The 26,269-nt window shown below is 60.9% G+C and carries 25 protein-coding genes; 11 read left to right on the top strand and 14 right to left on the bottom strand.

All coding sequences use genetic code 11. The features are described from left to right. The first annotated feature begins 283 nt into the window (after positions 1-283). From BUA42_RS08875 to BUA42_RS08855, 4 genes are all read left to right on the top strand, one after another. Positions 284-634: a hypothetical protein gene (locus tag BUA42_RS08875; protein WP_178346884.1), complete on the top strand. Its 351-nt coding sequence runs from the start codon at positions 284-286 to the stop codon at positions 632-634. Next, the gene (locus BUA42_RS08870; RefSeq protein ID WP_072777320.1) at positions 631-2,307 is read left to right on the top strand and encodes an Ig-like domain-containing protein; all 1,677 of its coding nucleotides are present in this window, start codon (positions 631-633) and stop codon (positions 2,305-2,307) included. Before BUA42_RS08875 ends, BUA42_RS08870 begins: the two co-directional genes overlap by 4 nt. Positions 2,308-2,321: 14 nt before the next feature. Then, the gene (locus BUA42_RS08865) at positions 2,322-3,980 is read left to right on the top strand and encodes a DUF4214 domain-containing protein (protein WP_072777319.1); all 1,659 of its coding nucleotides are present in this window, start codon (positions 2,322-2,324) and stop codon (positions 3,978-3,980) included. 861 nt (positions 3,981-4,841) lie between these two features. Next, positions 4,842-5,684 (top strand): DUF6544 family protein, encoded by an 843-nt coding sequence (locus BUA42_RS08855; protein WP_072777317.1) that lies wholly within the window; start codon positions 4,842-4,844, stop codon positions 5,682-5,684. A gap of 25 nt (positions 5,685-5,709) precedes the next feature. On the opposite strand, the gene BUA42_RS08850 is transcribed toward BUA42_RS08855, so the two are convergent. The 14 genes from BUA42_RS08850 to BUA42_RS08780 form a co-directional block, all read right to left on the bottom strand. Further along, positions 5,710-6,777: an alpha/beta fold hydrolase gene (locus tag BUA42_RS08850; protein ID WP_178346882.1), complete on the bottom strand. Its 1,068-nt coding sequence runs from the start codon at positions 6,775-6,777 to the stop codon at positions 5,710-5,712. A gap of 10 nt (positions 6,778-6,787) precedes the next feature. Then, positions 6,788-7,519: an alcohol dehydrogenase catalytic domain-containing protein gene (locus BUA42_RS08845; protein WP_084066169.1), complete on the bottom strand. Its 732-nt coding sequence runs from the start codon at positions 7,517-7,519 to the stop codon at positions 6,788-6,790. Positions 7,520-7,530: 11 nt separating this feature from the next. Then, positions 7,531-8,619: an alpha/beta fold hydrolase gene (locus BUA42_RS08840; RefSeq protein ID WP_072777315.1), complete on the bottom strand. Its 1,089-nt coding sequence runs from the start codon at positions 8,617-8,619 to the stop codon at positions 7,531-7,533. A gap of 75 nt (positions 8,620-8,694) precedes the next feature. Continuing rightward, the gene (locus BUA42_RS08835) at positions 8,695-9,786 is read right to left on the bottom strand and encodes an Acg family FMN-binding oxidoreductase (protein WP_072777314.1); all 1,092 of its coding nucleotides are present in this window, start codon (positions 9,784-9,786) and stop codon (positions 8,695-8,697) included. 75 nt (positions 9,787-9,861) lie between these two features. Then, a complete protein-coding gene (locus BUA42_RS08830; RefSeq protein ID WP_245818978.1) occupies positions 9,862-11,046 on the bottom strand; it encodes a serine hydrolase domain-containing protein in 1,185 nt (394 codons plus the stop codon). Further along, positions 11,046-11,879 (bottom strand): CPBP family intramembrane glutamic endopeptidase, encoded by an 834-nt coding sequence (locus tag BUA42_RS08825; RefSeq protein ID WP_072777312.1) that lies wholly within the window; start codon positions 11,877-11,879, stop codon positions 11,046-11,048. The genes BUA42_RS08830 and BUA42_RS08825 overlap by 1 nt, the downstream gene beginning before the upstream one ends. A gap of 638 nt (positions 11,880-12,517) precedes the next feature. Further along, entirely contained in the window at positions 12,518-13,117 is a 600-nt protein-coding gene (locus BUA42_RS08820) for an alpha-ketoglutarate-dependent dioxygenase AlkB (protein WP_072777311.1), read from the bottom strand. Continuing rightward, positions 13,077-13,670 (bottom strand): Rossmann-like fold-containing protein, encoded by a 594-nt coding sequence (locus BUA42_RS08815; RefSeq protein ID WP_178346881.1) that lies wholly within the window; start codon positions 13,668-13,670, stop codon positions 13,077-13,079. The genes BUA42_RS08820 and BUA42_RS08815 overlap by 41 nt, the downstream gene beginning before the upstream one ends. A gap of 394 nt (positions 13,671-14,064) precedes the next feature. After that, the gene (locus BUA42_RS08810) at positions 14,065-14,364 is read right to left on the bottom strand and encodes a type II toxin-antitoxin system RelE/ParE family toxin (RefSeq protein ID WP_072777309.1); all 300 of its coding nucleotides are present in this window, start codon (positions 14,362-14,364) and stop codon (positions 14,065-14,067) included. 8 nt (positions 14,365-14,372) lie between these two features. Then, positions 14,373-14,639, bottom strand: a complete 267-nt coding sequence (locus BUA42_RS08805; RefSeq protein ID WP_072777504.1) for a hypothetical protein — start codon at positions 14,637-14,639, stop codon at positions 14,373-14,375. 456 nt (positions 14,640-15,095) lie between these two features. Continuing rightward, positions 15,096-16,739, bottom strand: a complete 1,644-nt coding sequence (locus BUA42_RS08800; protein WP_072777308.1) for a mechanosensitive ion channel family protein — start codon at positions 16,737-16,739, stop codon at positions 15,096-15,098. Positions 16,740-16,754: 15 nt separating this feature from the next. Further along, positions 16,755-18,134, bottom strand: a complete 1,380-nt coding sequence (locus BUA42_RS08795; RefSeq protein WP_072777307.1) for a GntP family permease — start codon at positions 18,132-18,134, stop codon at positions 16,755-16,757. Beyond that, positions 18,131-18,481, bottom strand: coding sequence for a hypothetical protein (locus BUA42_RS08790; protein ID WP_143152650.1), 351 nt, complete (start codon positions 18,479-18,481; stop codon positions 18,131-18,133). Before BUA42_RS08790 ends, BUA42_RS08795 begins: the two co-directional genes overlap by 4 nt. A 504-nt stretch (positions 18,482-18,985) precedes the next feature. Continuing rightward, positions 18,986-19,666 carry a FadR/GntR family transcriptional regulator gene (locus BUA42_RS08780; protein ID WP_072777304.1) on the bottom strand — a complete coding sequence of 227 codons (681 nt, stop codon included), beginning with the start codon at positions 19,664-19,666 and terminating at the stop codon, positions 18,986-18,988. A gap of 151 nt (positions 19,667-19,817) precedes the next feature. Here BUA42_RS08780 and BUA42_RS08775 point away from each other — a divergent pair, with 151 nt between their 5' ends. From BUA42_RS08775 to BUA42_RS08745, 7 genes are all read left to right on the top strand, one after another. Continuing rightward, positions 19,818-20,756: a fumarylacetoacetate hydrolase family protein gene (locus BUA42_RS08775; RefSeq protein WP_072777503.1), complete on the top strand. Its 939-nt coding sequence runs from the start codon at positions 19,818-19,820 to the stop codon at positions 20,754-20,756. Positions 20,757-20,816: 60 nt separating this feature from the next. Next, positions 20,817-21,845, top strand: a complete 1,029-nt coding sequence (locus BUA42_RS08770) for an ABC transporter substrate-binding protein (protein WP_084066168.1) — start codon at positions 20,817-20,819, stop codon at positions 21,843-21,845. Beyond that, the gene (locus BUA42_RS08765; RefSeq protein WP_072777303.1) at positions 21,842-22,651 is read left to right on the top strand and encodes an ABC transporter ATP-binding protein; all 810 of its coding nucleotides are present in this window, start codon (positions 21,842-21,844) and stop codon (positions 22,649-22,651) included. The genes BUA42_RS08770 and BUA42_RS08765 overlap by 4 nt, the downstream gene beginning before the upstream one ends. Continuing rightward, complete coding sequence (locus tag BUA42_RS08760) at positions 22,648-23,514, top strand: ABC transporter permease (RefSeq protein WP_072777302.1); 867 nt, start codon at positions 22,648-22,650, stop codon at positions 23,512-23,514. Before BUA42_RS08765 ends, BUA42_RS08760 begins: the two co-directional genes overlap by 4 nt. Beyond that, positions 23,507-24,562 (top strand): Ldh family oxidoreductase, encoded by a 1,056-nt coding sequence (locus tag BUA42_RS08755; protein ID WP_072777301.1) that lies wholly within the window; start codon positions 23,507-23,509, stop codon positions 24,560-24,562. Before BUA42_RS08760 ends, BUA42_RS08755 begins: the two co-directional genes overlap by 8 nt. Positions 24,563-24,623: 61 nt before the next feature. Further along, the gene (locus tag BUA42_RS08750; protein ID WP_072777300.1) at positions 24,624-25,310 is read left to right on the top strand and encodes a fumarylacetoacetate hydrolase family protein; all 687 of its coding nucleotides are present in this window, start codon (positions 24,624-24,626) and stop codon (positions 25,308-25,310) included. A 28-nt stretch (positions 25,311-25,338) separates the two neighbouring features. Then, positions 25,339-26,163: a sulfite exporter TauE/SafE family protein gene (locus BUA42_RS08745; RefSeq protein ID WP_072777299.1), complete on the top strand. Its 825-nt coding sequence runs from the start codon at positions 25,339-25,341 to the stop codon at positions 26,161-26,163. Positions 26,164-26,269: the final 106 nt, after the last annotated feature.

Raw genomic sequence — 26,269 nt, 5'->3', positions numbered from 1 at the left:
CGCGAACAAGGCCACGCCGCTAAGATCCCGACCTCGGGACGATCCGGCGGAGCCTTTCCGCCTCGGCGCAGACGACAGGCCGGTTTGATCCTGCGCAGCGCGTGTCCGGGGTTGGATTGGGCGTCGCTGCTTTCGGTCCCCGAAACAGATGCGCCCGCCACCCCGACATGCTGAGCCCCGCGAAGTGAGGATACAGTTTTGATTTTCTCCGGTATTCGGCGCGCAGGTAACAAACAAATACCCGTTCTTCGCGCTCTTGCCTCATGTTGGAGCGCTTGAGCCGATGAGCAGCTTTACAGCCACTATGAACGACCTATCGACTGTCAATTTCGACCGTGTTGACGTCGTGACCTTCAAGGTGTTTTCGGACGTCACCATTGAAGATGACGGCGGCTCAGGTGTCGACGTTGTGTGGGGTCAGATGACGAGAGACGACTACACAACTCTGGAGCCAGCACTCTACTTTCCGACCTTTCTGGGTCTGGGCCTCATCAATCATAATGGGGTCGCATATCGTCTGATAAACTCAACCACGCCGGACAAGGCGGAAGACGGCGACATCACTCTCGCCGCGACGGGTGAAAAGATCGGGGAAATCTCCTTCGATTCCGGCACGTTTTTTTTCTTGCGGTGACGACCTTTGACGCAGGTCTCGTTGAGTTCCTTCTTGAGAACCTAACCTATAAACATCCGGGCACCGGTGACTATGCCTTTTACTTCAGCGGCTTACTGACCACGCCCTCGTCCGGATCCACGCTGGAGATCACCAATGATGCTCCTCAGCTTGACGCAACAGCTTCTGCCAATCTTCGCCCGACCGGTATTGCCGTAAATGTCTTTGATACCGCCGAACTCTCAGACAATGACCAAACGCTCCTGCTGCAACTCGATATCACGTCCAGCGTTATGGACGACGCCCTGTCGATCGCGGATCGTCTGCCCTGGCGCGACGGCTTTCTGGTCCGTAACGGCGACACGCTTGTCAATGACGCGACCGGCCGCGTAGTCTTCACGATCACCGGAGAGGGCACCGCGAGCCTCAGGTTGACAGGCGTCAGGCAGGACTTCGGGTTTGTCGATGAGATCGACGTCAGGCCCGTGCGCATGGTTCCGACCGACGATGCGGGCTCGGCGGCATTACGTGGCCTGTTGCTGACGCCCGGCAGTGAGGGGGAACGGACCGTGACGGTGACCGCTCGGGATTCCGACAACGTCTCGTCGAGCTTCGATTTCGCTGTCACCGCCACGTCCAACCTCGCCCCCACTCTGACCGGCCTGCCGACGGAACTCTTCGGCCTGACGCAGGTCACGGCACCGCTCGACCTGGCTGCCATCGACATCGAAGGTGACGACGCGACCGAGATCCTGACGCTGACCCTCACCCCGGACCTGGGCTATGCCAGCGCAACGTCGGGCGGTGGGGTCACGGTGGCCAAAAACAGCATGTTGGTCAGAAGCAGCGTGTCGCTCACCGGCACCGCTGACGCGCTCGACGCGTTCCTCGACGCGGGCGGGGTCAGCTTTCAGCCGTTCACGTCGAGCGACACCGATCTCGGTACCATTGCCGTCACCCTCTCGGACGGTGCCTTCATCGTAGACGCAGGCATGATCGCGATCACCGCGTCGGACACACCGCCGGCCTTCTCCAGCCCCAGGAGTTTTGAGGTCCGCGAAGGTGTGTTGACCATCGCGGACCTGTCCGCTGTCGACAACGCGGATACCGAAGGCGCGAGGCTCGTCTACACCATCGACACGGCGACCACCGATGCGGACGTCTTCGACATCGACCCGGTCACGGGGCTCCTGTCCTTCTGTACAGCGCGGGATTTCGAGGCACCCGCGGATTTCGACGGTGACAACCGCTATTTCGTGGGCATCAGGGTTACGGACAGCAGCGGGCTATTCGCGCAACCGCTGTTTTCGATCACCGTGACCGACGACCCGGCCCCGGTGGCCGAGGATGACGCCATAGCGCTGTCCAAATCGGAAACCCGCGAGATCGACGTTCTGGACAACGACAGCGATGGCGAGGGGCCGGTGACCTTTGCCAGCCTCGACCTGACCGGAACGCAAGGCGACGTGACCGATCTGGGCAACGGTCGCGTGCAGTACGACACCGGCACCGCCTTCGCGGGCCTGGCCGATGGCGCGACCGCAACCGACAGCTTTGCCTACACCATCCGCGAAAGCAACGGTGAAACCGCCACGGGCGTTGTGAATGTCACCATCTCCGGCGCGCCGCCGAACCTGCCGCCGACCCTTGCCCTGACGCCGGTCACTCTGTCTCTGCCGAAGACACGGACCTGAGCACGCGCGTCAAGGTGGCGGACGTGGTCGTCACGGATGACGGGATAGGTACGAATGACCTGAGCCTCGGCGGCGCGGATGCAGCCGCGTTCCAGCTGGACGGGATGGAGGTGTTCCTCAGGTCAGGCACGACGCTCGATTTCGAAACCGACCCTGGCCTTTCGGTGACGGTGTCGGTGGACGATCCGGCCATCGGAACCGGCCCGGAGGCCAGCGCGGACCTGAGCCTCGCGGTGACGGACGTGAACGAAGCCCCCGTGCTGTCGCTCGCCAATGTTCTCGGCAACCTCTCGGAGGCCGCCGACACAACCGCCCGCATCAAGATCGCGGACATCGTCGTGACCGATGATGCGCTTGGCACCAACACGCTGGCGCTGGCGGGGGCCGATGCGGGCCGTTTCGAGATCGACGGTGACGTGCTTTATCTCTCGGCAGGGAAGGCGCTCGATTTCGAGACCGATCCGCAGCTTGAGGTCACCGTCACCCTCGACGATCCCGCCTTCACGGGTCTCAAAGGGTCCGAAGGCCTCGTGCTCGCGATCACGGATGCGAACGACCCGCCCCAACTCACGCTCGCGAACGTCGTGAGCCAACTCGCGGAAGACATCGACACCAGCGTCCGGATCAAGATCGCCGACATCGTCATCATGGATGACGCGCTTGGGACGAACATACTGACCCTCTCGGGCCGCGATGCCGGTCTTTTCCAGATTGACGGGTCGCATTTTCTGCGCAAGGGGACCACCTTGGACAGCGCCGTCCCGGCGCAACTCCAAGTCTCGGTTCTGCTGGACGATGTGACGACCGGCGCCACGCCCGACGGCACCGTGACCTTTTCCGTCGGTATCCTTGAGGTCACCATTCCGCCTGTCATGCAGGATGACACGCCCCCGGTTCCGGAGGACGACACGGACACCAACGCTCCGCCGGTCGCACGGGACGACATGGTCTCGAGTGCCGCCTTCACGCCGGTCTTTGCCTTCGACCCAACCGCAAACGATACCGATCCGGACGGCGACCCTCTGTCGGTGGGACCTCTGACTGCAAGCGGACCGGGGTTCAGCTTTGAAACCCCGACTGGAGCCGGGCTCTTGACGAACGCTGGTGGTATCGTCCTGCGAAACAGCGACGGTAGCCTGTCTTATGCCGCACCGGTTGCCTTTACCGGTCTGGACTCATTCGAATACGCCGTGGAAGACCTTAGTGGCGCGACCGATATCGGTACGATTACCATGCGCGTGCTGGAAAGCGATTTGAGCGCAACAGACCTGCAAGCGCGCACGGTCGCCTACCTTTACGATGCTGCCTTCGACCGCTTTCCCGACCTGCCCGGTCTCAACTTCTGGATCGACGCACTCTTCCAGGAACTTCCGGAACAAGCGGACTTGGTCTCGATCGTCGACATCGCGCAATTCTTCCTCGCCAGCGCTGAATTCGAAGGTAGAATTGGCGGCCCCGTAGAAACGCTGTCGGACCAGGCATTCGTTGAGCTGATCTACCGGAATGCTCTAGATCGCGACGGTGACGCCGACGGCATCGCTTTCTGGGTAAACGCGCTCGGAACACCCGAATTCGACCGCGATGATCTGTTGGCGGCATTCGCCGTGAGCCCCGAAAACCAGTTGGGCGCCCCGGAAATCACAAGTCTCGTCGAGCTATCACCAGGTGAATGAAGCTTCGTCTGACGACAGTTGTGGTTTGAAAGCCTCCGACTTCAGTCATTGAGCATCCTCGAAAGGGACCCAGTCAGGAAAGGCGTAAACGCGCTCAATCTCAACTAGGAGTTGCCCGCAATCATTGAGTGAGCGGACCAGATGGCGCAACGGTCGCGCTTTGGGCATTCTGGACGATCCTAAACTGCTTATGATATGCACCGCGGGCAGTTTCCAACAACCGGTGGCCCCTAAGAGACCTTTGTATACCCTTGAACGCAGCCACCGAGGCCGCGCGCCTCTCTTGCGCACCCATGATCGATGGTGACGATTCTGATCAGATATCAGTTAGTTGCGGGGTCTCGCGTGCAGTGCGTGTTCACGTGTAAATCGCACTCTACCGTGTGGCGGAGCGTTCCTTTCGATTCAGGAGACATGCCCCTCTCGCAGTTCAAGAGTGCAGCCGCAGATCCGCATTGGCATGCGCCGGCGCAGGAGGCAAGACAAGGGCGCCCGTCGCCGAGAGACACCCTGCCAGACAACGATCAGTGCCGCCAACCCCGGACCGAAGGTTCTCAGGAGCTTCAGTGCCGACGCAGCATCGGTAAAGACAGCCGCGAAAGCCCAGAACGTCCAGCACAGCGCGAAGGTGGGCTCAAAGAAGCGTACAATCATAGTCGCTGTATCGCAGAGCCGGTCATGTCGCGCATCATCTTGGCGCCAGAAGCGTCTTTTCTCTGATCAGGATCAAGTTTCGCCCTGCGAATTCGGCGGATACATAGGTAGAGCGCATGGGATGACCAGCGCGATCTAACGACGGTTCCAAATTCATGGCACAACATGCCGTGCTCGCCGTTGCGGTGCAGACTGACAGGCCCTCACATGCGTCTTGTTTTCATACTCGTTCTCCTTGTCGTCGTCTTCGCGATTGCCGCTTTGATGGTCTGGCGGCACTCCGATCGGCGTGCCGATCGCGCCGAGATGGATCGACTGATAGCGCTGCAGCCCTCAGATCCTCCGGTCTTTTCGCACGACATGGTCGCCGATCTGCCGGAACCAGCACGACGCTTCTTCACCTTCGCGATTGCCGAGGGCACGCCGCTCTACACCGTCGCGGTGATCGAGATGGAGGGCCAGTTCGGGATGGGCGACAAGGTCGATCCCGGCTACATGCCGATGCGCGCGACCCAGGTGCTCGCTGCACCCGATGGATTTGTCTGGGCCATGTCCAGCAATGGCGCCATGCGCATGAGCGGTTCGGACAGCGGAGCTTGGACGCGCTTTTGGCTGTACGGCATCGCGCCCGTCGCGCGATTCGGGGGTGACCCGGATCACGCGCGCTCGGCCTTCGGTCGCTATGTTGCCGAGGCGGTCTTCTGGTCGCCTGCTGCCGTTCTGCCTGGCCCGAACGTCACTTGGGAGCCCGTTTCCGAGAACGTGGCGCGTTTCACAATGCGGCGGGGCGATCTGCAGCAATCCGTCGATGTGACCGTCGATGCAGAGGGCCGGCCGCTTCATGTCTCCTTCCTGCGCTGGAGCAATGCGAACCCTGAGAAAGTGCATCGTCTGCAGCCTTTCGGCGGGTACCTGTCAGAGTTCCGTAAGTTCGACGGGTTCACACTGCCGACCCATGTGGAGGCGGGCAACATGTTTGAAACGGATGAGTATTTCCCGTTCTTCATCGCCGATATCACCGATGTGAGCTTTCCGCAGCCCGACCGGTGATCGCGGTCGTTTTGCCCCGTGGCCTTCAGCGCGCCGAGGCAGCAATGCTGCGAAGGATTTCCCGTGCACGGTCTGGCTCTTCGAAAAGCGGCGAGTGGGCTGAGTTCTCGAAGACATGGTACTGCCTTTCCGGCGCGTCGAGATGGTCGTACAACTCTCGCGACAACGCTGGCGCCGCAGTGAGGTCATGGGCGCCGATGAAGAAGTGCATCGGGATTTCGAGCCTCTCGACCTGCTCGCCCAGATCGGTGCGCAGGATCTCTTCCCACAGGAGGCCCCGCGACCAAGCTTTGCCACGCCAGAGACCGATCTTTTCGCGCAGCGTGTAGACCGGCAGTCCCATGACTGGCAGGAACACGCCCGTGATGACTGAGGTCATGTCGCGTGTGGTTCCACCGCCCAGCCGGTGGGTCGCGGCGTCCCTCAATCGCAGATATGCGTTGGACATGCCTGTCTCCATCGACACCGACGCGTCTTCAAGGCGCCGGACCATGCCGCTGTCGCCTCGCTGTCGATAGGCCGCGATCATAACCTCTCGTGCCATGATCTCGGACCGAAGCTGATGGGCGACCTGCGCCATGCCGACATAGGAGGTGAATCGATCCGGCGCGCGGGCGGCCACCTGAAGTCCGAGGAAACTCCCCCATGAATGCCCGAGGAGTAAGATGCGATCCTGTCCGAACCGCGCCCGCAGGAAATCGGCCACTTCGATCGTATCGAGGATCAGGCGGTCGATCGTCAGATCGCCCGGATCGAGGTCTGGCGACCACGAAATCCCCGCTCCGCGCTGCTCCCACCAAACGACCGTGAAATCCTGCTCAAGGCCGGTCGGATGCGTGTTCTGAAGGAAGAACTCGGGCATTCCCGGACCACCGTGCAGGAACAAAAGAACCGGATTCGATGGATCGACGCTCTGGATGATCATGCCTTGCGGTACACCGCCGATCTCGACCGTCACGCGCTCGGATATGCTGCCGGGGATTTGCGCGCCGCGCGCATCGCGAAGAGGCGGGATAGTTCCAGGGCTCTTCAACCACAGGAAAGCCGCACCGGTCGCAACCAAAGCAAACAGGAAAAGAAATGCCCATCCCATCATTCGCATCCTATCGTCCGTCAGCGATCAGGTTGGCTTGGATTTTGGCAACTGCGCTGCCATCAAGCACCTGACCGCCGATGATCACGGTGCGCGGGTGCAGCAAGTTCTCCAGGCTGTCGCGAGGGTTGGCATCGAGCAGAAAAAGGTCGGCCCATCGTCCGACGGTGACGGTTCCGTCCTGATCGGGAAGCTCGAAGAAGTTCTGCGGTGAAACGGCGAAGGTGTAAACCGCTTCGCGCGGCGCCAGCCCGAGAGCGGAGTCGATGTGGCCCACCGTGCCGCCTTCGCCATGGAATAGCAGACTCTGTCCGGCCTTCGCCTTCGCGACCCGGTGCAGCATCTGATAGGGCGTAACCACCGGCAGGAACATGACGAGCCCATCCTCGTCCGTTATGCCATCCGGCACGCGGGTCAGGCGATCTGCAGGTAGACCGACATACTCCGAATAAGCACCGATGGTCGTGCGGTCGGCGACCCGGTCGCCGAGCGACCAGCCCTCGACGCGCGGTCCCGTTGCATCAATGAGACCGAGGAGATCGTGGCCGAGGACGAAGGGCAGTTTCTCCCTCACGCCCGGGTTGAGCCGCATGCGGATCTTGACATCTGCAAAGGCAGCGCTGGTGGCGAGGACGTGCGCACGCACCTGGCCGGGACCCGGTTCGGGGAGGCTGGCCACAGTCTTCAGCTCTAGGTTTTCAGGCCTTCCTAAGCTGGTCTGAACGACTTGGCGAAAAGACACGGCAAGGCCTCCTAGGTGGGTGCGGGTTGGATGAACGACATGATCCGGTCGGCGAAATCGTCGTCATGGCCCAGCCAGATGTGCCCGCCGCTCGAATAAACGGTGAGGTCTGCGCGCGGGATACGCCCGGCAAGCAGGCGGGCGGTGGCGGCGGTTCCGAACAGATCGTCCTCGCAGGACAGGATCAATGTGGGCACCGCGATGTCTTCGTACGCCGTGGGCGAGGGCGTGCCCGCCCAGAAGCCGTCGTTCCGCATTCCGTGGGTCTTGCGGCTGATCGGGAATATCTGGTCAAGTATCGTTCGCGCCCGCCGTTGCTCTTGCCTTGACACTGCGTCGAGCAGCGCGGGGGCAGTCGCAAGGAGGGTCCGGATCATCTGCCGTCGTGCCAGACGTGACACCGCCCAGAACGCAAAATCCGATCCGAATACGGCCTCGAGAACGAGCATCTGCATGGCCGTGAATTCCACCGGATCGCGGTTTGTCAGGTTCGCCGCCGGAACAAGCAGACCCAGATGCGAGCATCGGTCGGGATGGCGCAACGCGAACTCGGCCGCGGTCAGCGCACCCGCAGAACCACCCAGCACAGGCAGCCGCTCGATGCCCAGATGGTCTAGCAAATCGACCAGAGCGTCGGCCTGATGCACGGGCGAGGCGTGGTCGGGAAAGGCACTGCCGAGGTATCCGAACCGCGACGGCGCGACGATGCTGAACCCACGCTGACGCAGCTTCGCCGCGAACAGAAGCCCCTGGTCGAAGCCGCCGCCGGTGCCGTGGATCATCATCACGGGTCGGCCGTTCCCGGCCACCGCGTATTCCAAGGCTTCTGCGCGGCTGTCGATGGTTGCCGATTGCGCGAACAGGCGGCTTTCGGCTTGCGTACGTGCCTCGCGGAAAGCGCCGGTGGCATAGGCCGTCCCAGCCAATGCGAGGCTTCCGATCCCGGTAAGTACGGCGCGCCGCGTCGTCATTTCATGAGCCCGGGTGCAAGCGCGTTGGGCCGGGCTTCGATCCGCGGCCAGTCGCGCCGGGTCGATCACGCCGTCGAAGAACGCCTTGTCCGTGGGCGCAAAGATGGTGCTCGCCCGTTCGGTGTACATCTCCGGCCTTGAGTGCGTCGCAGAGGCGGTTTTTCAGATCGACCAACGATGCGGTCCGATTTGAAGCGGGCAAGGTCATACGAGGACCTCGCTGACAGGTCGCCTGAGCGACATTGGCAGCAGGGGAGCACGCCCGAAACGGATCACGAGGTCGGGCCGCGCATTTGGCATGCCAATCCAGACGGCGAATTCGGGACGAATGGTGAGGTCTTCGATCGGCTGGTTGATATGGGCATTGCGTATGCCCAGAGCGGTTGCCTGCAGCGCGAAGCGCTCAAAGCTGCGGCCGACCTTGATCCAGTGCTCGGGATCGTCGCGGTCGCCAACGAACACGGCCACACCGGCGGAGGACCGGATGTGATCGGCATATTTCTGGTTCTCGGCGTCTTTCGTGAAGAAGGTTTTGAACATCCGCGAGCCTATCCAGTCCGGCACGACCGGATTGCCGGAACAGGCCGAGAAGAGACCGTCTCCCATGTCCACCGCGCGGTCCGGAGTGAACCGAAGCCAATCCAGAAGCTCCTGTACGAAGGCGGGGTCATCCATCTGGGCGCTGTTGCCGGCGATGACGAAGTCGGCAACGGTGTCACGGTCCGCAGCGTCGGTGAAGAACAGGACGGACACGCCCTCCTCCTGCGCCGCGGCTTCGAGCAGCGCCATGTCCGCCGCCGATATCTGCTGACCGTCGTAGAGCGAGCGCGTGGATTGGCGAACCGGGATCGCCTCGTAAAGGGGAGCGGGCGCCGCGGTCGATCGGGTCAGGGCGATATCGATCCGGGGCTCGTCGCCCGCTTTGATGGCCACCTCGGCGGCGCGCCCGGTCGCCGCAGCGGCGATCACGAGGTTTTCCGCCGCGCATCCGAGGCTGACATAAAGATGATGGTCGTCCGGATCGACGACCTCAGTCCGCCGCGTGAGGTCCGGAAGAATGCTGACTTGCCCATCCAAAAGCCGGAACTTCCACGGCTGGGTGTTGTGCCCGTTGGCTGCCAACGTGGCCATGCGGACGAGCTCCTGAAGGTCGGGGTTCGCTGCAAGCAATCGGCGCTGCCGCTCGACCTCTTCGCGATAACCGTCCATCCGTGGCCACATGCCGTAGCCAACGGCGCCAAGCGCGGCAACGGACAAACCGCCCGCGATCAGCGCCCTACGCGATACCAATCCCATTTGTCCGCTCCTTATCTTGTTTGAGGTTTGAATTTTTTGCGAAGCTTGCCTGACCAAGGGCACCACTGCGCACACTCATTCCGATCCGTCCGTCCGCGCCAGCTCGATCGCCAGATCGGCAAGCGCCGCTTCAAGCGCGGGCACGAGATCGGTGCTGTCATCTACTATCCCCACATCGGTGTTGATCTGGAAGGCCACGGTCACATCATGATTGGCGTAGTGGCGCAGGCTCGAGACGTAGCCCGGTATCCAGCCGCCATGGCCGTAGACCGGCCCGCGCGGCGTGTCCGCATAGATCGCCACACCCGCGCCATAAAGGATGCCCGGCGCGTCAGGCGACACGGGAATGGCGTCGAGCAGGCGGTCGAGGTAGGGGCTCTCCATTGCGGCCCCGGTGAACAACGCTTGCCCCCAGGCGGCGAGGTCGCCTGAGGTCGAGACCAGCCCGCCGCCGGTCCATTCCATCGACGGATCCCAAAGCAGGGTTCCTTGTGCGTCAATCGTCCGAGGCGGGAGGTTGAAGAGATTGTCCTCGGCCACATACCCCACTGCGAGGCCATGAAGCGTGCGCTGGTTCGAGGGGCGTGTGTCGGCCAGCCCGAGCTGGTCGAGGAAGCGCTCGGTGACAATGTCGTAGTAGGACCGGCCGCTCGCTTGTTCGATGACGAGGCCAAGGAGCAGATACCCGGTGTCGGTGTAAGCCCCACCAGATCCGGCATCGAAGAGCGGCTCTGCGTCGAGGATGAATGCGATCGCTTCTTCGGGCGTGAGGGCAGCGGCACCGGTGACCAAGCGTGCGGCCATCTCGATCTGGAAACTCTCGAGGTGGACATGGTCGGGCAGTCCCGCACCATGGCGCATCAGATCGCCTACCGTCACCGTCGCATGGTTCGGAAGGCGGCCGAACCAGTCGAAGCCGCCGAGGTGTTCCGACACCAGGTCCTTGCGAGACAGGACGCGATCGCTTTCGAGGGACAGCAGAGTTGCCGCGACGAAGCTTTTGCCGATGCTCGCCGCAAGCATCGGCGTGTCGGGCGCCATTGGTCGGTTGGCTTCCATATCTGCAACGCCTGTTGCGGCAGTGACGATTTTACCATCTGGCAGCGCGACCGCGGCGGTCGCGCCCGGAAACCCATAGCGCTTGTGAAACTCGGATAGCAGGTTTTTAAGCGCGCCGTCTTCAGCCATGGCCGCCGTGCAGAAGAGCGACCCAGCGGCAGCAACCAAGGCAAAGCACTCCGCCTGGATCGATCGGCGCATCACAACCGCGTCTCGCCCGGGATGACTTCGGTCACGGCCCCTTCACGCGAGAACATCTGGTCGCGCCAGACCCAGACGACCACTGCGACGACGCCGACAAGGATGACGGTGTCCCAGGGTTGCGCATCGGGCCAGAACGGGTTGATGAGTTGCCAGTGAAACAGCACCGGTAGAAGCAGGCTGCCCCGGGCGGCGTTGAAGATCGGCGTGACGAGGATCGCCAGCGTGATATTGCCGATCAGGAAGGGCAGAAAGCTCCAGTTCTCATAGACGACGCCGGCAAGGTAGAAGGCCGGAAGGTGCCATACCCCCCAGGCCGTGCCGATGATCGCACCGGCCCAGAAGGGCGCCACGTGGCGCTGCAAAAGCGGCTGCGCCACGCCGCGCCAGCCAAGTTCTTCCACCGGGCCGAGAAACAGCATCATAATCATCACGGACAGCAGCGCCCCGGCCCCCTCGGGCGGCAGCGGCGTCAGGAGAGGGCCGCCCTTGATCAGCGATCCGGCTATGAAGACCAACGGGAGGCCCACTAGAATGAAGACCCACCAGACAGGCGGACAGCGCCACATCATCAGGCGTGAGAACAACCCGCGCAGCCCGTCGAGACCGGCGAAAGAGAAAACGACCAGAATCGCCGAGATTGCAGGCGCCCAGGTGGCGAGGAAGTAGAATGGATGACTGCCGCTGATCGCCCCAAAGCGGATGGCCATGGCGTCCGGCCAATAGATGTATGCTCCTATCACGCCCCAGGTGATCGCGAAGGTGATTGCAAGGAAGGCAACAACCTTGCCGAGTGCGCCGGGACGAGTTTGGGATGGAGAAACGTACGTCATGATGACACCTTAGAATCAACGGTGGTATCGCTACGCTTCTACGCTGGCCTTCGTAGGAATGCGCTGATCAGGATCAATTCAAACCGGCTTCAATGAGCGACGCCAGAAGACCACGCCGAGGCGATTCCTGAGAACGGCAGTACTCCAGCCAAATTGATGATCCTACAGATTGGGCATTTGTTTTGGAGGAGGGGAGCATATTGATTTTGCAGCAATCAGCATGGTGTCCGTCTGAACGTGAAATACGCTGGGGTTCGAGCAACTTCGCAGACGTTTTTTGACGGTCGTTTTTTCTTCGGGATCGTCCGATGGAGTAGGGGCAGGTTCACAAACCTACCCAATCACCGCCGTTGACCTGTCTTCACTCTCCGCGGGCTAGACCGGCCCAATCCGCGTGCAGTATGTGTGAAATATGGTCCCAACATTCGGTTCACGGACCATAGGAGACCCAAGAATGCTCAACGAAGCAGCCACCGAAGCCGCTCGACTTTCCATTGCGCCCATGATGGATGGTGGCGATTTAAGATATATTTCAGAGGGTTGAGTGAAGGCGTGTGCAGTGTATGTTCATGTTTCGATCGCGCAATGTCGTGCGGCGTCGTGTTCTCTTCGGTTCGTCGTGTTCGAAACGGCGAAACTCAATTCTCGAATTTCATTTGCCGAAATGTCAGCGAAATGCGCCGCATTCGTTGGGACTTCTGGCCTTCGACAAGATCCGTCTTTCTGGCTGGTATCGCATGGGTCCAGTCATGGCGGGCTTCACCTGCCATAACCAAAAGGCTGTCGGGCTGAAGCAGAAGATCCATGTGCCGGGAAGACCTCAGCGAGGCAAACCGCATCACACAGGCCGAGAGCAAGCTCAGGGATGCTATCGTCTCACCAAAGCAGGGTTGGCAGTCGATATGGGCAGAGATGCCCTGTCCGGGCTGATATTCGTTGATGATGACTTGATCCGGAACGGTTTGAAATTGGCCTTCAGAGGTCAACCGTTCCGCTAGGTGCTGAAACAGGTCTGGCAGTGGCCCAAGATAATCTTCCCGCCGGGCCTGCCGTGCTTTGTAGTCGTAGCGATAGCCGTAATGCTGCACCCGCCGTTTCAGATCGGTGCGCCAGGGGGCTGCGTCGATCTCACGGACGAGCCTTTCGGCCTCGTCTTCCGGGATGTAATTTTTCAGATAGGTCAGCCCGTCCGGCCACTCATCCGGAAAAAACGAAAGTTGCGAAGGCGGTGTGGCCATCGGCGGCGGACTCCTCGTTGGCGGTGTTTTGGTGGGTATATCCTGGGTATTCTCTGGGGTCGAAAGTGTAGATGTCCGGAGCCGCAAAGCCTGCTTTGCGTGCCGCATCGTCCATTTTGAACGCACCCTCATAGAATGGGCTATCCACGGTCGAGACGATCACAAGGCCGCCCGGTTTCAGGTGGTTTCGGGCGCTCTTGAGGAAGCGGGCTACCAGGACATGATTTGGATTTTGTCCGTAGCGTGGATCACGGGAGGCCACGTTTGGAAACTGGAAGATGATTGTTCGGAACTGGCGTTTCCCGATGGTGTCGGAGAGCCGTGTGGCATCCACGCCCGTTTTGACGCTGCATCCGAGTTTCAGAAGCTTGCGTGCATTGTCGTAGGCGGTGTCCGTCAAGTCTTCCTCTGCCTCGTACACTGTCGCCAGGATCGAGGAGGTTGGAACGCGCGGCTTGCCCGATATCGTCAGGGCAAAGCTCAGATTGCCCTCACCGACGAACAGAACGTTTCCCATCCGTAGGCGGGCAGTGAAGTCGAATTTCGCCGCCACCTTGGCCAGCTTCTTTGTTGACAACGCCGGATATCGGAGCGCCTGGTGAACGGCCTCCTGAAGCGTTGCGCCGCGAAATTCGTACATCGTGATCCCCAGCCCGGTATTGCGATACCTTGGCAGGCTGACGTATCGCGGTTAATCCTCGGTTAATCATGCGTTCGGCTGTAATCCGCAGGCCTATCGCTGTATCCGCGACTGTGGCATTGCGTTCGGTACGACATGCCGAAAAAGCGATAGGCTGGCCGTTAGATGCCCCTCTTTTGTCCAGTAAGGACGCACCATTCTGTTTCATGGTCTGAACGAAGCCAGTTCAAATCAGTCATCTTTGATAGCTCGACTCCGCATGGGCAGGGATAACTTGGCTCTGGACCGCAAGCTTTCAGCCTGGCCATTAGATCCGGTCTGCCAGCCTCTGCACGACATCCATTTTCTCGTGTAGGACGGCGATGATGATGGGGCGGTCGATTGCAAGCCAGAAGATGTAGTGACGCTGGCATCTATGGAGGCAGACTTCGTCAGGCATTTGCGGCAATGACCTTGGCGGCGCTCGTCGGCTCCCGATCTCGTCGAGGCAGTCCCCAAGTCGATCAAGGTACGTGTCCGCTTGTTCTGGTCCCCAGGTTTCTAACGTGTACCGCCAGATATCCCGAAGGTCTTCTTCCGCAGCAAGCGTGAGGTCGTAGCTCGCCATGGATCGGGCTAGACTCCTGCGCGCTTGCGCTCTTCGCGCCGGATCTCGTCAAGGGACTTGCCGGAAAGCTCGCCGCGCCGCGCCTGCTCGATCCTCGGTTCCAGGAAGTTGGCCAGTGCCATGAAAGCCTGGTCCTCGCTCATGCCGTCGAGGGCAGGGGCGTCGCCAAGCGCTCGACCCAAGACATAGTCCTTTATGCTCTGCCCCTTGAGAGCAGCGATGGCCTTGAGCTTCTGATGGTCTTCCGACGAGATGTCGATCGAGAGTCTGGGCATGCCAAGAGGGTAGTCGATTCTGGCCAACATTACAACATTTGTTGAAGCGGGAGAGTTCAGCAATGCCCCCTGTTTTGAGGCACCTCTACCCAAACACCGCCGTCTTCCTGTCTTTGTACGGGGTGGGGTAGCAGGACAGACGCCGTGTGCGTATGGTGTGCACAGCGGGTCCGTTCCGGTAGAGGGCGCAGACGAGGAGATCGCTGAATGCCTTTGAACGCAGCCACCGAGGCAGCGCGCTTATCTTCTGCGCCCATGATGGATGGTGGCGATTGAGACGGAAATTCAACAGGTTGTGGAGCGTCGTGTGCAGCTGATGTTCATGTTTCGATCGCGGGATTTCGTAGTCTGTCGCGTATTTGGGTCTTACTGATGGATACAGCGAGGTAAGTCGAACGAGCGTGAAATCGGGTCCCGAAATTCGAGATGAAAACCGAATGCGCTGACACGTGTCTCTCACGCGGCACGCTGCTTCAGGCTTAAAAGGGGACGAATGTCGTCGTTTCCTAGGTACACCGTCTGCGTGGGAAACGCGAAGCCGGTGCCGGTTCCTTCAACGATGTGCATCACGTCGATCAGTAGGGCTTCCTGTATTTCTAGGAATTCGTTCCAGTCACGCGCGCGCACATAGCCGAACATCTCGATGTCGAGAGAATATGCGCCATATCCGATGAACCGGACGCGTGGGGTATCTTCGACGAGGCGTGGATGGGCAACGAGCATATCACGCAGGCCCGATAGGACTGCCTTGATTTGGCGGGCGTCCGTTTCATAGCGCAGGTCGATGGTGTGCCGCAGCAGGAACTGGTCCCGCCTGCTGAAGTTTTCCAGGTGGAGGGACGAGAACTCACCATTCGGCACGGTCACGATCGTGCGGTCGAGGGTGCGGATGCGCGTCGACCGGATTCCGATTTCCTCGATGGTGCCGAGGGTCTGTCCGAAGCGGCAGAAGTCGCCGACGCGGATCGGTCGGTCGGCGATCAGGGATACGGATCCGACGAGGTTCTCTATCAGTTTCTGTGCGCCCAAGGCCAAGGCTAGTCCACCGACGCCAAGAGCTGCCAATCCTGCGGTGATGTCGAAGCCGAGGGCCCGCAGGGCGAACGCGGCGGAGACGACGATCAGGATGGCCTTCAGGATCCGCGTGAAGAACGACACGGCAGAGAACATCGAAGCCGCACCCCGGCGGGACATGCTGGCCAGAACCGCTTCGCCAATGGTGTCGATCAGGCGCCACACGAACCAGATCGCGGCAAGCCAAGCGGCCAGTTCGACGATCCAGACGACCTGGAACCGGGCCACCATCGACACGCCGAGATAAGAAATACCCGCTGTGAAGATCAGCGAAGCGATTAGAAGCTGAAGCGGCGGTTCGGACACTTCGATGAAGCGCGAAAACCGGGTCGACATGCGGCCGCGGCGGACGACGCGAGAGACCAGTCGGCGCACCTTCAGAAGCGCCCACGAAAGACCCAGACTCAGGGCAGCAAAGCCGATCAGAATGATCGCGTCGCGCGCACTGATCCCGAAAACACTTGGCCCACTTGGTAATCCTAATAGAAATTCCTGTACCGTTCCCAAGCCCGTGACCGTCGAGCTGCGCCAGTCCAGAAGGATTTCGACGGTCTCGGCGCTGATCCTCCAGACCGGAATACCGTCGAGCGTGGTGCGGTTCGCCAGAAGCGGTTGCTGCATGTCTGCGACGGTCAGCGTCCCGACGCGTTCGCGCATTGGTGCGAGGCCGTCATCGAGTACACCTTCGGGTGCAATGCTCAGTTCCGCGGGAGTCTCGAAACGGGCCGCTGCATTGAGTGCGGTTTCGATCCGCAGGATATGAAACTGACGAAAACCGAAATCTGCAATTCGGTTTGGTGTCTCGAGATATAGCGCAACTCGCTGATGATCTTCGTCCGACATGGCCTGCACGAGCCCGGTCACCAGCCCGCGCGGCGTCTCGCGTCCTGCCGTGTCGAGTGGGAAAGCCGGTTCGTCGGAGGTGACCGGCTCCTCCGACAGCGGGAGCATCTGGGCCTGGGCGAGTGTTGGATTGCCCACAAAGCCGGTGACGCAGATCAAAAGCCAAACCAATACCAAGCGCATAAGTTGTTTTCCTTCTCAGAAAGAGCCCAAGATCGTGCCGAGCGCGATGACGACCACCAAGGCGATCAGGGGAATACAGACAGCAACGACAGCGATGTCGCCGTAGCTGTCGCGATGCGAGAGGCCGCAAATCGCCAGCAACGTGATCACGGCGCCGTTGTGCGGCAGGGCATCTAGCCCGCCGGTCGCAAGTGTAGTCACCCGATGCAACAGATCCGGGGACAGCCCGAGCGCCTGCGCTTGCGCTAGGTACTGTGCGCCAACGGCCTCAAGCGCGATGCTCATGCCGCCTGAGGCGGACCCGGTTAGACCCGCGAGCAGTCCGGTCGAGACGGCGAGCGACACCAGCGGCCCGCCGCCGATTGTTTCGACGGCCTCCGACACCGTGGCGAAGGCTGGAAGCGCCGCGATCACCGCGCCGAAGCCGACAAGGCTCGCGGTGTTGAAAATGGGCAGCATCGACGCGTTGGCCCCGTTGGTCAGGTCCGTCTGGGGCGTGGCCAGACGCCTGATGTTCAGGGCAATGAGCAGCAACGTTGCGAAGGTGAGCGCGACCATGATGGCCCAGATGCCCCGAAGCTCGGAGATGTCCGTTTCGCCAAAGCGCGGCTCGGCAAGGTAAGATGTGTCGAGGGCAGGGAAGACGTGAACCGAGAGAAGATAGTTCAGCGCAATCACGACCACGATCGGCAGCGCGGCAATGGCGAACGAAGGGCCTTCGCCGTCCGATGTTTCAGGACTCGGGTCGTCCCATGGGCCATAGCCTTCCGACGCCATCTGTGCGCGCCGCTGTCGGAATACCAACCAAGCCAATCCGCCGCCGCCCATCACGATGGCGGCTATCAGGCCAAGCCCGGGCGCGGCGAAGGGTGTGGTTCCGAAATAGGGCATCGGGATCGCGTTCTGGATCGCCGGGGTGCCGGGCAAGGCCGTCATGGTGAAGGTGAACGCACCAAGCGCGATGGTCGCGGGGATCAGGCGTTTCGGGATGTCCGCTGACCGAAAGAGCGCGACGGCGATCGGATAGACTGCGAAGGCCACAACGAAAAGCGACACGCCACCATAGGTCAGGATTGCGCAGGCCAGCACGACGGCCGGAATGGCCTGCGATTTACCCAAGCGGTCGACGATCCCGTTTGCAATCGCCGTGGCGGCGCCTGAGCTTTCCAGGAAGCGGCCGAACACTGCTCCCAGAAGAAAGAGCGGAAAGTAGGTGATCACAAACCCACCCATCGCTGGCATGAACACCTGCGTGTAGGTCGCCAGGCCAGGCTGCAGCGAAAAAACCGCCGCAAGCAGTGCCATTACGGGGCCGAGTACGAGCACGCTGGCACTGCGATACGCAAAGAAGATCAGCAGTCCCAGCGAAAGGATCATGCCAAGGAATCCGATCATGAGGTGGCCTTCTTTCGGGGAATGTCGCCTTCGATGATGTCTGAAAGCATGTCGCTTGGATCGTAACTGTCGCGCTGCCCGATGTCGCCTGCGTGACGGTCAAGAAACCGCGTGGCTTGCGTGCGCCCGTTTTCGAAGAGGTGCTGCAGGTAGGCCCATTCCACGTTGAGTTTGGACGAGGGGGAGAAGTCGGACAGATGGTCATCCCCATGGACCCGGTGCAGGCGCAGATCCGTGTACCGCCCCGCGTCGCGCGCAGTCGTCAGGGCGCGCAGTTCCTTCAGCAGGGCCGAATTAAACGTGATCTCGTTCAACCGGTTCGAAATGTCCCGCGCGCTGCGTGGCACGCTACCGCGGGTGAAGGGATTGGTTTACACGTCCGACTACAACGCCGGTCTATACATTTTGGAATACGAGGGATAACGCGATAGCCCGTGCACGTTGCTACTCAGACAGTCCTGCGCCTGAATGGACAGGTCAGTGACCTCCTTGGCAAACATGCGTTCTAGAAACCTCATGCTGACGATGCCGTCGCAGTCCGCCCCCGAACAGGATCTCTTGTTTCCGGCCAAGAGTGAGAATGCTTCCTTGGCACGCCCTCGCCGTGGCTCTGGTCGCGGCCCCGTGGCGGGCATGTCGCGCAAAGACGTTCGGCAGAGCTTTTTCGTGTAGCATTGAGATCGCATTGTTGGGCCGGTAGCGCGGGTTCGGATGCACCCATGACGGAGACCGAGAAAAGGATGACTTCGCCCTTTGACGCCAGAAAGGGGACGTCATGCCGGTCGGCGCCTCGAAGCCGACCTCTCGGCAAAACCCGGACCCGGATTGCGCTGCGACCTTCTACCGGGCGACTAAGTGGCCTGCTGCCTTGTGATCCTGTCCTCTACCGTGGCGAGGTGACGGCGCAGGGCATCGGCGGCACATTTCTCTTCCCGCAGTTCGATACCACGGCAGATCTCGTCGTGTTCGTCAAAGCTCGCATAGTCGGGTAAGGGCCCGGGGGTGCTGCGTCTGATTTGCCAGGACGAGGTTCTCCGGACCAGATTGAGCGTTTCAAAAAGATGGATAAGGACCTGGTTCCGTGTGGCGCGGGCAATCGCTCGGTGAAAGCTCAGGTCCCAAACCTCGTAGCCCCGCCAGTCCTCTGATTTTCTGCACATTCTGGCGCATCGCTTGATTTCCTTCAGGTCCTGCTGGGTCGCGTAGGTCGCAGCAAGGGCTGCGATGCTCGGCTCTATTGCTATGCGGGCCTGTATGACTTCTCGCGGGGAAGAATGGTCCCCGAGAAAGGCGACATCCGCCAGATTCAGAACAGGCCGTGGACCGATAAATGTGCCCCGGCCGACTTGGCGCCAGATTTTGCCGTCATCTTCGAGAACGCCAAGCACCTTTCGCAGGCGGTCGCGTGAGATCCCGAGATTTGCTGCAAGCGTTCGTTCCACGGGCAGTTGATCGTTCATCCCGAGGCCAAGCTCATCGAGATGCGCAGACACGCGCTCAAGGTCGTCTGCAAGTTTCGCTCTTGGACCCATTCCCGACCAATTCCCTCATTGGTTGCGAAAATCGACTTACTGAAAGTTTTTTATAACAGATAATCGATAAAAGATAACCCGAATCGTTGGGGCTCGGTCAGCCGTGGGAGCGGTGCCGGATCCCGATGAAGATACGAAAGGCCTGCATGCGATGAAGTTGGTTACCTTCGAAGATCGGCAACATGACCATCAGCGCATCGGAGCCCTTATGGATAAGGGCATTCTGGATTTCCGGTGTGCGCTCGAACGCGCAGTTGACTTGGGTCTCGTAGACCAGGGAAGCCAGCTTCCGGGAAGCCTCCTCGAAGTCATTCAGGACTCCGGATCTGCCCTGGCAACCTGCCGGCGGCTTCACGATCTGGCGTCGGCAGGCCGGCTGAACGGATGTCTTGCCAGCGAGGGAGCTGCACTTGTGGCCCCCATCCCGAAGCCGCACAAGAACGTCTTCTGTGTCGGTCGGAACTACGCCGAACACATCGCGGAAGGCGATCGCGCGCAGAACCAGAACGTCGGAGTCACGGAGTACCCGGTTTTCTTTACCAAACCGCCCACCTCGATCGTACCGCCGGACGGGGACACGTTGATCTTCCCGTCCGTCTCAGAGTCGATTGACTACGAGGTCGAACTCGCGGTCGTCATCGGGAAGCCGGGCCGCAATATCCCGAAGGCCGAGGCGATGGATCATGTGTTCGGGTATACGATCGTAAACGACATCTCGGCGCGCGATATTCAGCGCCGGCACGGCGGACAGTACTTCAAGGGCAAGGGCATGGACGGGTCTTGCCCGGTCGGGCCGTGCATCGTGACCGACGACGAAATCGAAGACCCGCACAATCTATCCATCGGTCTGAGCGTCAACGGCGAAACCCGCCAGGACGGGACCACATCACAGATGATCTTCGACATCCCGACGCTGATCGCGTCGCTGTCCGAAGGCATGACCCTGGAGCCCGGCGACATCATCGCGACCGGGACTCCATCGGGCGTCGGCTACGCGATGGAACCGCCCCGGTTCCTCAAGGACGGCGACCTTATCATCTGCAGCATTTCCGGCATCGGCGAACTCCGCAACACGGTGCGCGCCATCTAATCGCCTGCGGTCGCCTGAGCGGACCGCAAGCGTGACAGTTTCAAGGGAGGAGAGACTACCATGATCACCAGGAGAACATTCGCCGCCGCTGCGCTTGCATCCGTTTCGGCACTCGGGCTGCTCGGCGGCGCTGCAACGGCGCAAGATCTGCGCGACATCACCTTCGTTCAGCCGAGCCCTTCGGCTATCAACTCGTTTCCCGTTTTCGTCGCCATCGGCGAAGGATACTTCGAGGAGGAAGGGCTGAACGTCACTGTCGAGGCCATCAACGGCTCCGGCGCGGTGCTTCAGGCGCTCTCCGCCGGTCAGGCGCATTTCGGACGTCCCGGGCCGGGGCCGCTCCTTGCCGCACGGTCGCGCGGTGTCGACGCCGTACACATCTATAACGTCGCAGCACGAAGCAACTTTGGCATCGCGGTTCCGCAAGATTCCGAGATCCAGTCGGTCGAGGAGCTGAAAGGCAAGGTCATCGGCACCGGCACCGCCGATGGTGCCGAAGTGGGCTTCGCACGAAATGTGATGACCGGTGCGAACATGTCCGAAGGAGCGGACTTCGAGTTTCTCACCGTGGGCGACGGCGGTCCGGCAACGGCGGCCTTCATGAATGGTGAAATCGCCGCCTACTCGTCATCGACTGCGGACACAGCGATCCTCAACCAGCGCGGGATGGCCGTAAGGGACATCACCCCGGTAGAGTTCGGCCGCTTCTTCGGCAACGGCATCGCGACAATGGCCGAGACGATCGAGAACGATCGCGACTTGGTCGAGGCATGGAGCCGGGCCTTCGCAAAGGGTCATGCCTTCGCACTGGACGACGCCAATCGCGAGGCGGTCCTCGCACATCTGGCGGCCGGCAACCCGCAGGAGGGGGAGGACAAGGAGTTCCAGTCCGCGCTGTTTGACGCGGTGCGTTCGAAGACAATCCCGACCGACGACTCCAAGCACTTGGGTTGGTATCCCGCCGAAGTTTGGAAGGAATGGGAAGACGCTCTCGTCAAGGGCGGTGAAATCTCCGGTCCCCTCGACGACCTGAGCGCGGCCTGGACCAACGAGTTCGCCGAAATCGGCAACGCGGCTGTCGGCGAATGAAACCGGCCGTCGCCTTAGAATACTCCGGTGCGCCAGTTGGCGCACCGGTCTACGATCTGGCCCATGTCAGCAAGACCTATGCGCGCAACGCTGTGGTGGCGCTTGAAGACGTCAGCCTGACGCTTCGCAAGGGCAGCTTTACCTCTGTCATCGGGTCCAGCGGCTGCGGAAAATCCACTCTGTTGAAGATCATGGCGGGGCTCATTCCGCCCACGAAGGGCCGGGTGGTTCTGCAGGGCGTGCCGGTTACAGGCCCCCGACGCGACATCGGAATGATGTTCCAGCAGGCGACGCTTTTTCCCTGGAAGACGGCAGTCGAAAACATCGTGCTGCCAATCGAGATCCGTGACGGAAAGGCCGCCGCGAAGAAAGCGGTGGAAAAAGCGCACCAACTTCTGGATGTCGTGGGGCTCAAGGGCTTCGAAAACGTCTACCCGAACGAGCTTTCCGGTGGGATGGCACAACGCGCCTCGATCTGCAGGATGCTCATCACCGAACCCGCGGTCCTTCTGCTCGACGAACCTTTCAGCGCGCTGGACGAGCTGTCGCGCGACATGATGAACATGGAGCTTCAGCGCATCTGCCGCGAGCAGAATGCGACGGCTTTTCTGGTCACGCACTCGATTCAGGAAGCCGTAATCCTCTCTGATGAGATCGTCGTGATGAAGCCGCGTCCGGGCCGTATCGCCGAGATTGTCGAGGTCGACCTGCCGCGGCCGCGCACACTCGACATGATGACCACGCCGAAATTTGGCGAGATCGTCGACTATATCCGCGGCCTTCTCGATAAGGGAGAGGACATGTGACCGAGTTTCAGACGAATAGCCCGGGGGATTTCGAAACCGTCCAGGATACGGTTTGGAAACAGGAGATCGCGTTTATCGATGCCGTTCCGCGCTGGCTGGCGATGAGTTTTGTCTTCGTGGTCTTCATCGGCAGCTGGCAGCTTGTCACCGCGCTGGAGCTTGTGTCGCCGATCATCCTTCCAACCCCGATGGAGACCTTGAACGACATGATCTTCGTCGGAAAGAACCTGTTGACCGGCGGGTACATGCTGGGCGCGCTTTGGATCACGATCCAAGAGGTGATTTACGGCTTCGCACTCGCCATCGCGATCGGGTTTTCGCTCGGTGTTCTCGTCGGCGAGACAGCCTTCGGCGAAAAGGCCGTGATGCCCTATCTCGTCGCCATCGATACCATGCCGAAGGTCGCCTTCGCGCCACTCTTTGTGGCCTGGCTGGGATTCGGCATCGAGTCCAAGGTCGCGCTTGCGGCATTCATCGCGACATTTCCCATCGTCGTGGGCACGGCGGCGGGCCTTCATTCCGCCGACGAAAACGCGCGGATGCTCTTCAAGACAATGGGCGCGAGCCGGATGCAGACTCTGATCAAGATGAAGCTGCCGACCGGGTTGCCGCAAGTTTTCACAGGTCTCAAGATCGGCGCCGTGGGTGTCATGGCCGGCGCGATCACCGGCGAGTTTCTCGGCGGCGGCAAGGGCTTCGGCGAACTCATCCGCGTGGCCGCGTCTCAGCTGAACACGCCACGCGTCTTCTCGCTCATCCTCTACCTGAGCCTCGTCGGACTGGCCGTCTTCGCAGCGGTCTCCTGGACGCAGCGCAAGGTTGTGTTCTGGCACAAGGAACGCGTAGGGGCCGGCGATGCCTGAGGCGGTGAACACTTCGCCCGAAGCGCTTCGCGGCTTTGCGTCAAACGTCTTCCGGTCGCTGGGTGTGCCCGATACGGATGCGGCAAAGGTGGCCGGGCTCATGGTAGAGGCGGACGCATATGGCTACGACACGCACGGCGTGTTTCGGCTGCGGCAATACGTTGCCCGGCTGCGAGAAGGCGGCTGCAATCCGACGCCCGACATTCGCGTCGTCGCCGAACGTGACGCCACAGCGCTGATCGACGGCGACGACGGGCTGGGGCATCTTGCGATGATGGCGGCCTGTGACCTGGCGATGAACAAGGCGCGCTCGGCGGGTATCGGTTGGGTCGGGATACGACGTGGCAACCATGCGGGACCCGCGGCGCTTTATGTCCGGCCGCAGACCGAGGTCGGGATGATCGGCCTATGCGCCGCAGTGGGAAGCGCCAATCACGTGCCGCCCTTTGGCGGGACCGAGCTTCTGCTCGGGACAAATCCCATCGCGGTCGGGGCGCCAAGCAGCAGCGTGGATCCATTCATCCTCGACATGGCGACCACTGTCGCGGCCATGGGCAAGATCAAGACACTCGCCCAGCGCGGCGAACAAATGCCGGAGGGATGGATGGTCGGTCGTGATGGTCGCCCGCTCACCGACCCACAGCGCAAGGACGAGGGGTTTCTCCTGCCCATCGGCGGGCCGAAGGGCTTTGGGCTATCCGTGGCGATCGGGCTGCTGGCCGGTACTCTGAACGGCGCCGCATTCGGATCGGATGTGGTGGACTTCACCAAGCATCCTGAAAAGTCCAGCAATACAGGACAGTTCGTGGCCGCAATCGACATATCGGCCTTCGTCGACCCTGACCTGTTCGAGTCATCAGTCGAACGGATTTTCAATCAGATGCGCGATGTCGCGCCTCTGCCGGACCATCCGGCCGTGCGGCTGCCCGGCGACGGAAAATCCGAAAGACGCAAGTCCGTCGAGACCGACGGTATTGCCCTACATCCCAAGCTTCGGGCAGAACTCGACAAAATCGCGTCCGAAGTCGGAGTTCCGCCACCAACCTGACCCGCTATCCAAAGAAAGCGCCGACGTTGTCGGCACACCGACACATGACAGGACAGAAAGCATGAACGCTCACGCCATTCCCACACCCTTCGTCACCACTCTGCCCATTCAAGGATCCGACCAGTTGTTTCCAGTGCGCCGGATCTACTGCATCGGCCGCAACTTTGCCGCTCATGCCGTGGAGATGGGGCACGATCCCGATCGAGAACCTCCCTTCTTTTTCCAGAAGAACCCCGACAACATCGATCTGTCCGGCACCTTTCCCTATCCCCCGAAATCAAACGACGTGCACCATGAGATCGAGCTTGTCGTTGCGCTGGGGCAGGGGGGGAGCGACATACCTCTGGAGGCTGCGCTCGACCATGTCTGGGGCTACGGTGTCGGCCTTGATATGACCCGCAGAGATCTTCAGGGCGAAGCGAAGAAAATGGGGCGTCCCTGGGAGATCGGAAAGGCGTTCGAGCACTCAGCTCCGATGACTCCCATTCGCCCGGCCTCCGAGATCGGGCATCCGTCCGAAGGGGCCATCACCCTGAAAGTCAATGGCGCGTTGCGGCAAAGCGGTGACCTGAACCAGATGATCTGGAAAACGCCCGAGATGATCGCCTACCTCTCGGAACACTTCACGCTCGGCGCAGGTGATCTGATCATGGCCGGTACGCCTGCCGGGGTCGGTCCTGTTGAGCGTGGGGACCGTCTTGAAGGCCATATCGACAGTGTGGGCGATCTCTCTGTGGTTGTGGCCTAGTCCGGACTTCGGCACAGACGACACCGGTATGGAAGCGGTCTGGAGTCTTCATGCGCTCGGCGTAGCCGCGGTCCTGGCGGCTATGGCGGGTGCCTTGTCGGGCATCCTCGCGGGGCTTTTCGGCATAGGGGGCGGGGCGGTTCTCGTCCCCGTGCTCTACGAGCTCTTCGGGTTTATGGGCGTCGATCCCTCGGTCCGGACCCATATGTCGATCGGAACCTCTTTTGCGATCATTTTGCCGACGGCTTTGACTTCGTTTCGGGCCCACGCAGCAAAGGGCGCGCCCGATCTTAGACTGTTGCGCCAATGGGTGTTGCTTGTGCCATTGGGCGTCCTTTCCGCAGGTTTCATTGTCTCGAACGCCTCGGGCGAAATGCTGCGCCTCGTTTTTGCAGTGATCGCGCTGGCGATTGCGGCAAAAATGCTTTTGGGCAGCGACGCAGTGCGCCTGGCCGACGACCTGCCCGGACAGCCCTGGCGAGGAGTAATCGGCTTTCTTATCGGTTTTCTGTCCGCGCTGATTGGGATCGGCGGCGGGAACATCAACAATGTGTTCATGACGCTGTTCGGCCGCAGCCTTCATCAGGCAATCGCAACCTCGGCAGGCCTCGGTCTTCTGATCGGATTGCCGGGATTGGCGATCTACGTGGTCACAGGGCTTGGGGTCGCCGGTCGCCCGATCGCGTCGTTGGGATATCTAAACTTGCTCGGGTTCATGTTCATTATGCCCATTGCTGTCTGGCTTGCACCGGTAGGTGCCCGGATTGCTCATGGCCTCAGCGATCGGCGCATGAAGCAACTCTTCGGACTGTTCCTTGTGCTGGTGGCGGTTCGATTTCTGGGGGTCCTTTAGACATGCCGTAACGCGCCAGTTCATTGAGAGCCCGTCAGGACGGGACCGAAGAGATTGAGATAGTTGGCGGAAACGGTCGCCAGAATCTGTTTGCGCCGTTGGAGGA

The organism is Marivita hallyeonensis, assembly GCF_900129875.1.
GTDB lineage: Bacteria > Pseudomonadota > Alphaproteobacteria > Rhodobacterales > Rhodobacteraceae > Marivita > Marivita hallyeonensis.
This window is presented reverse-complemented; position numbering and strand designations above follow the sequence as displayed.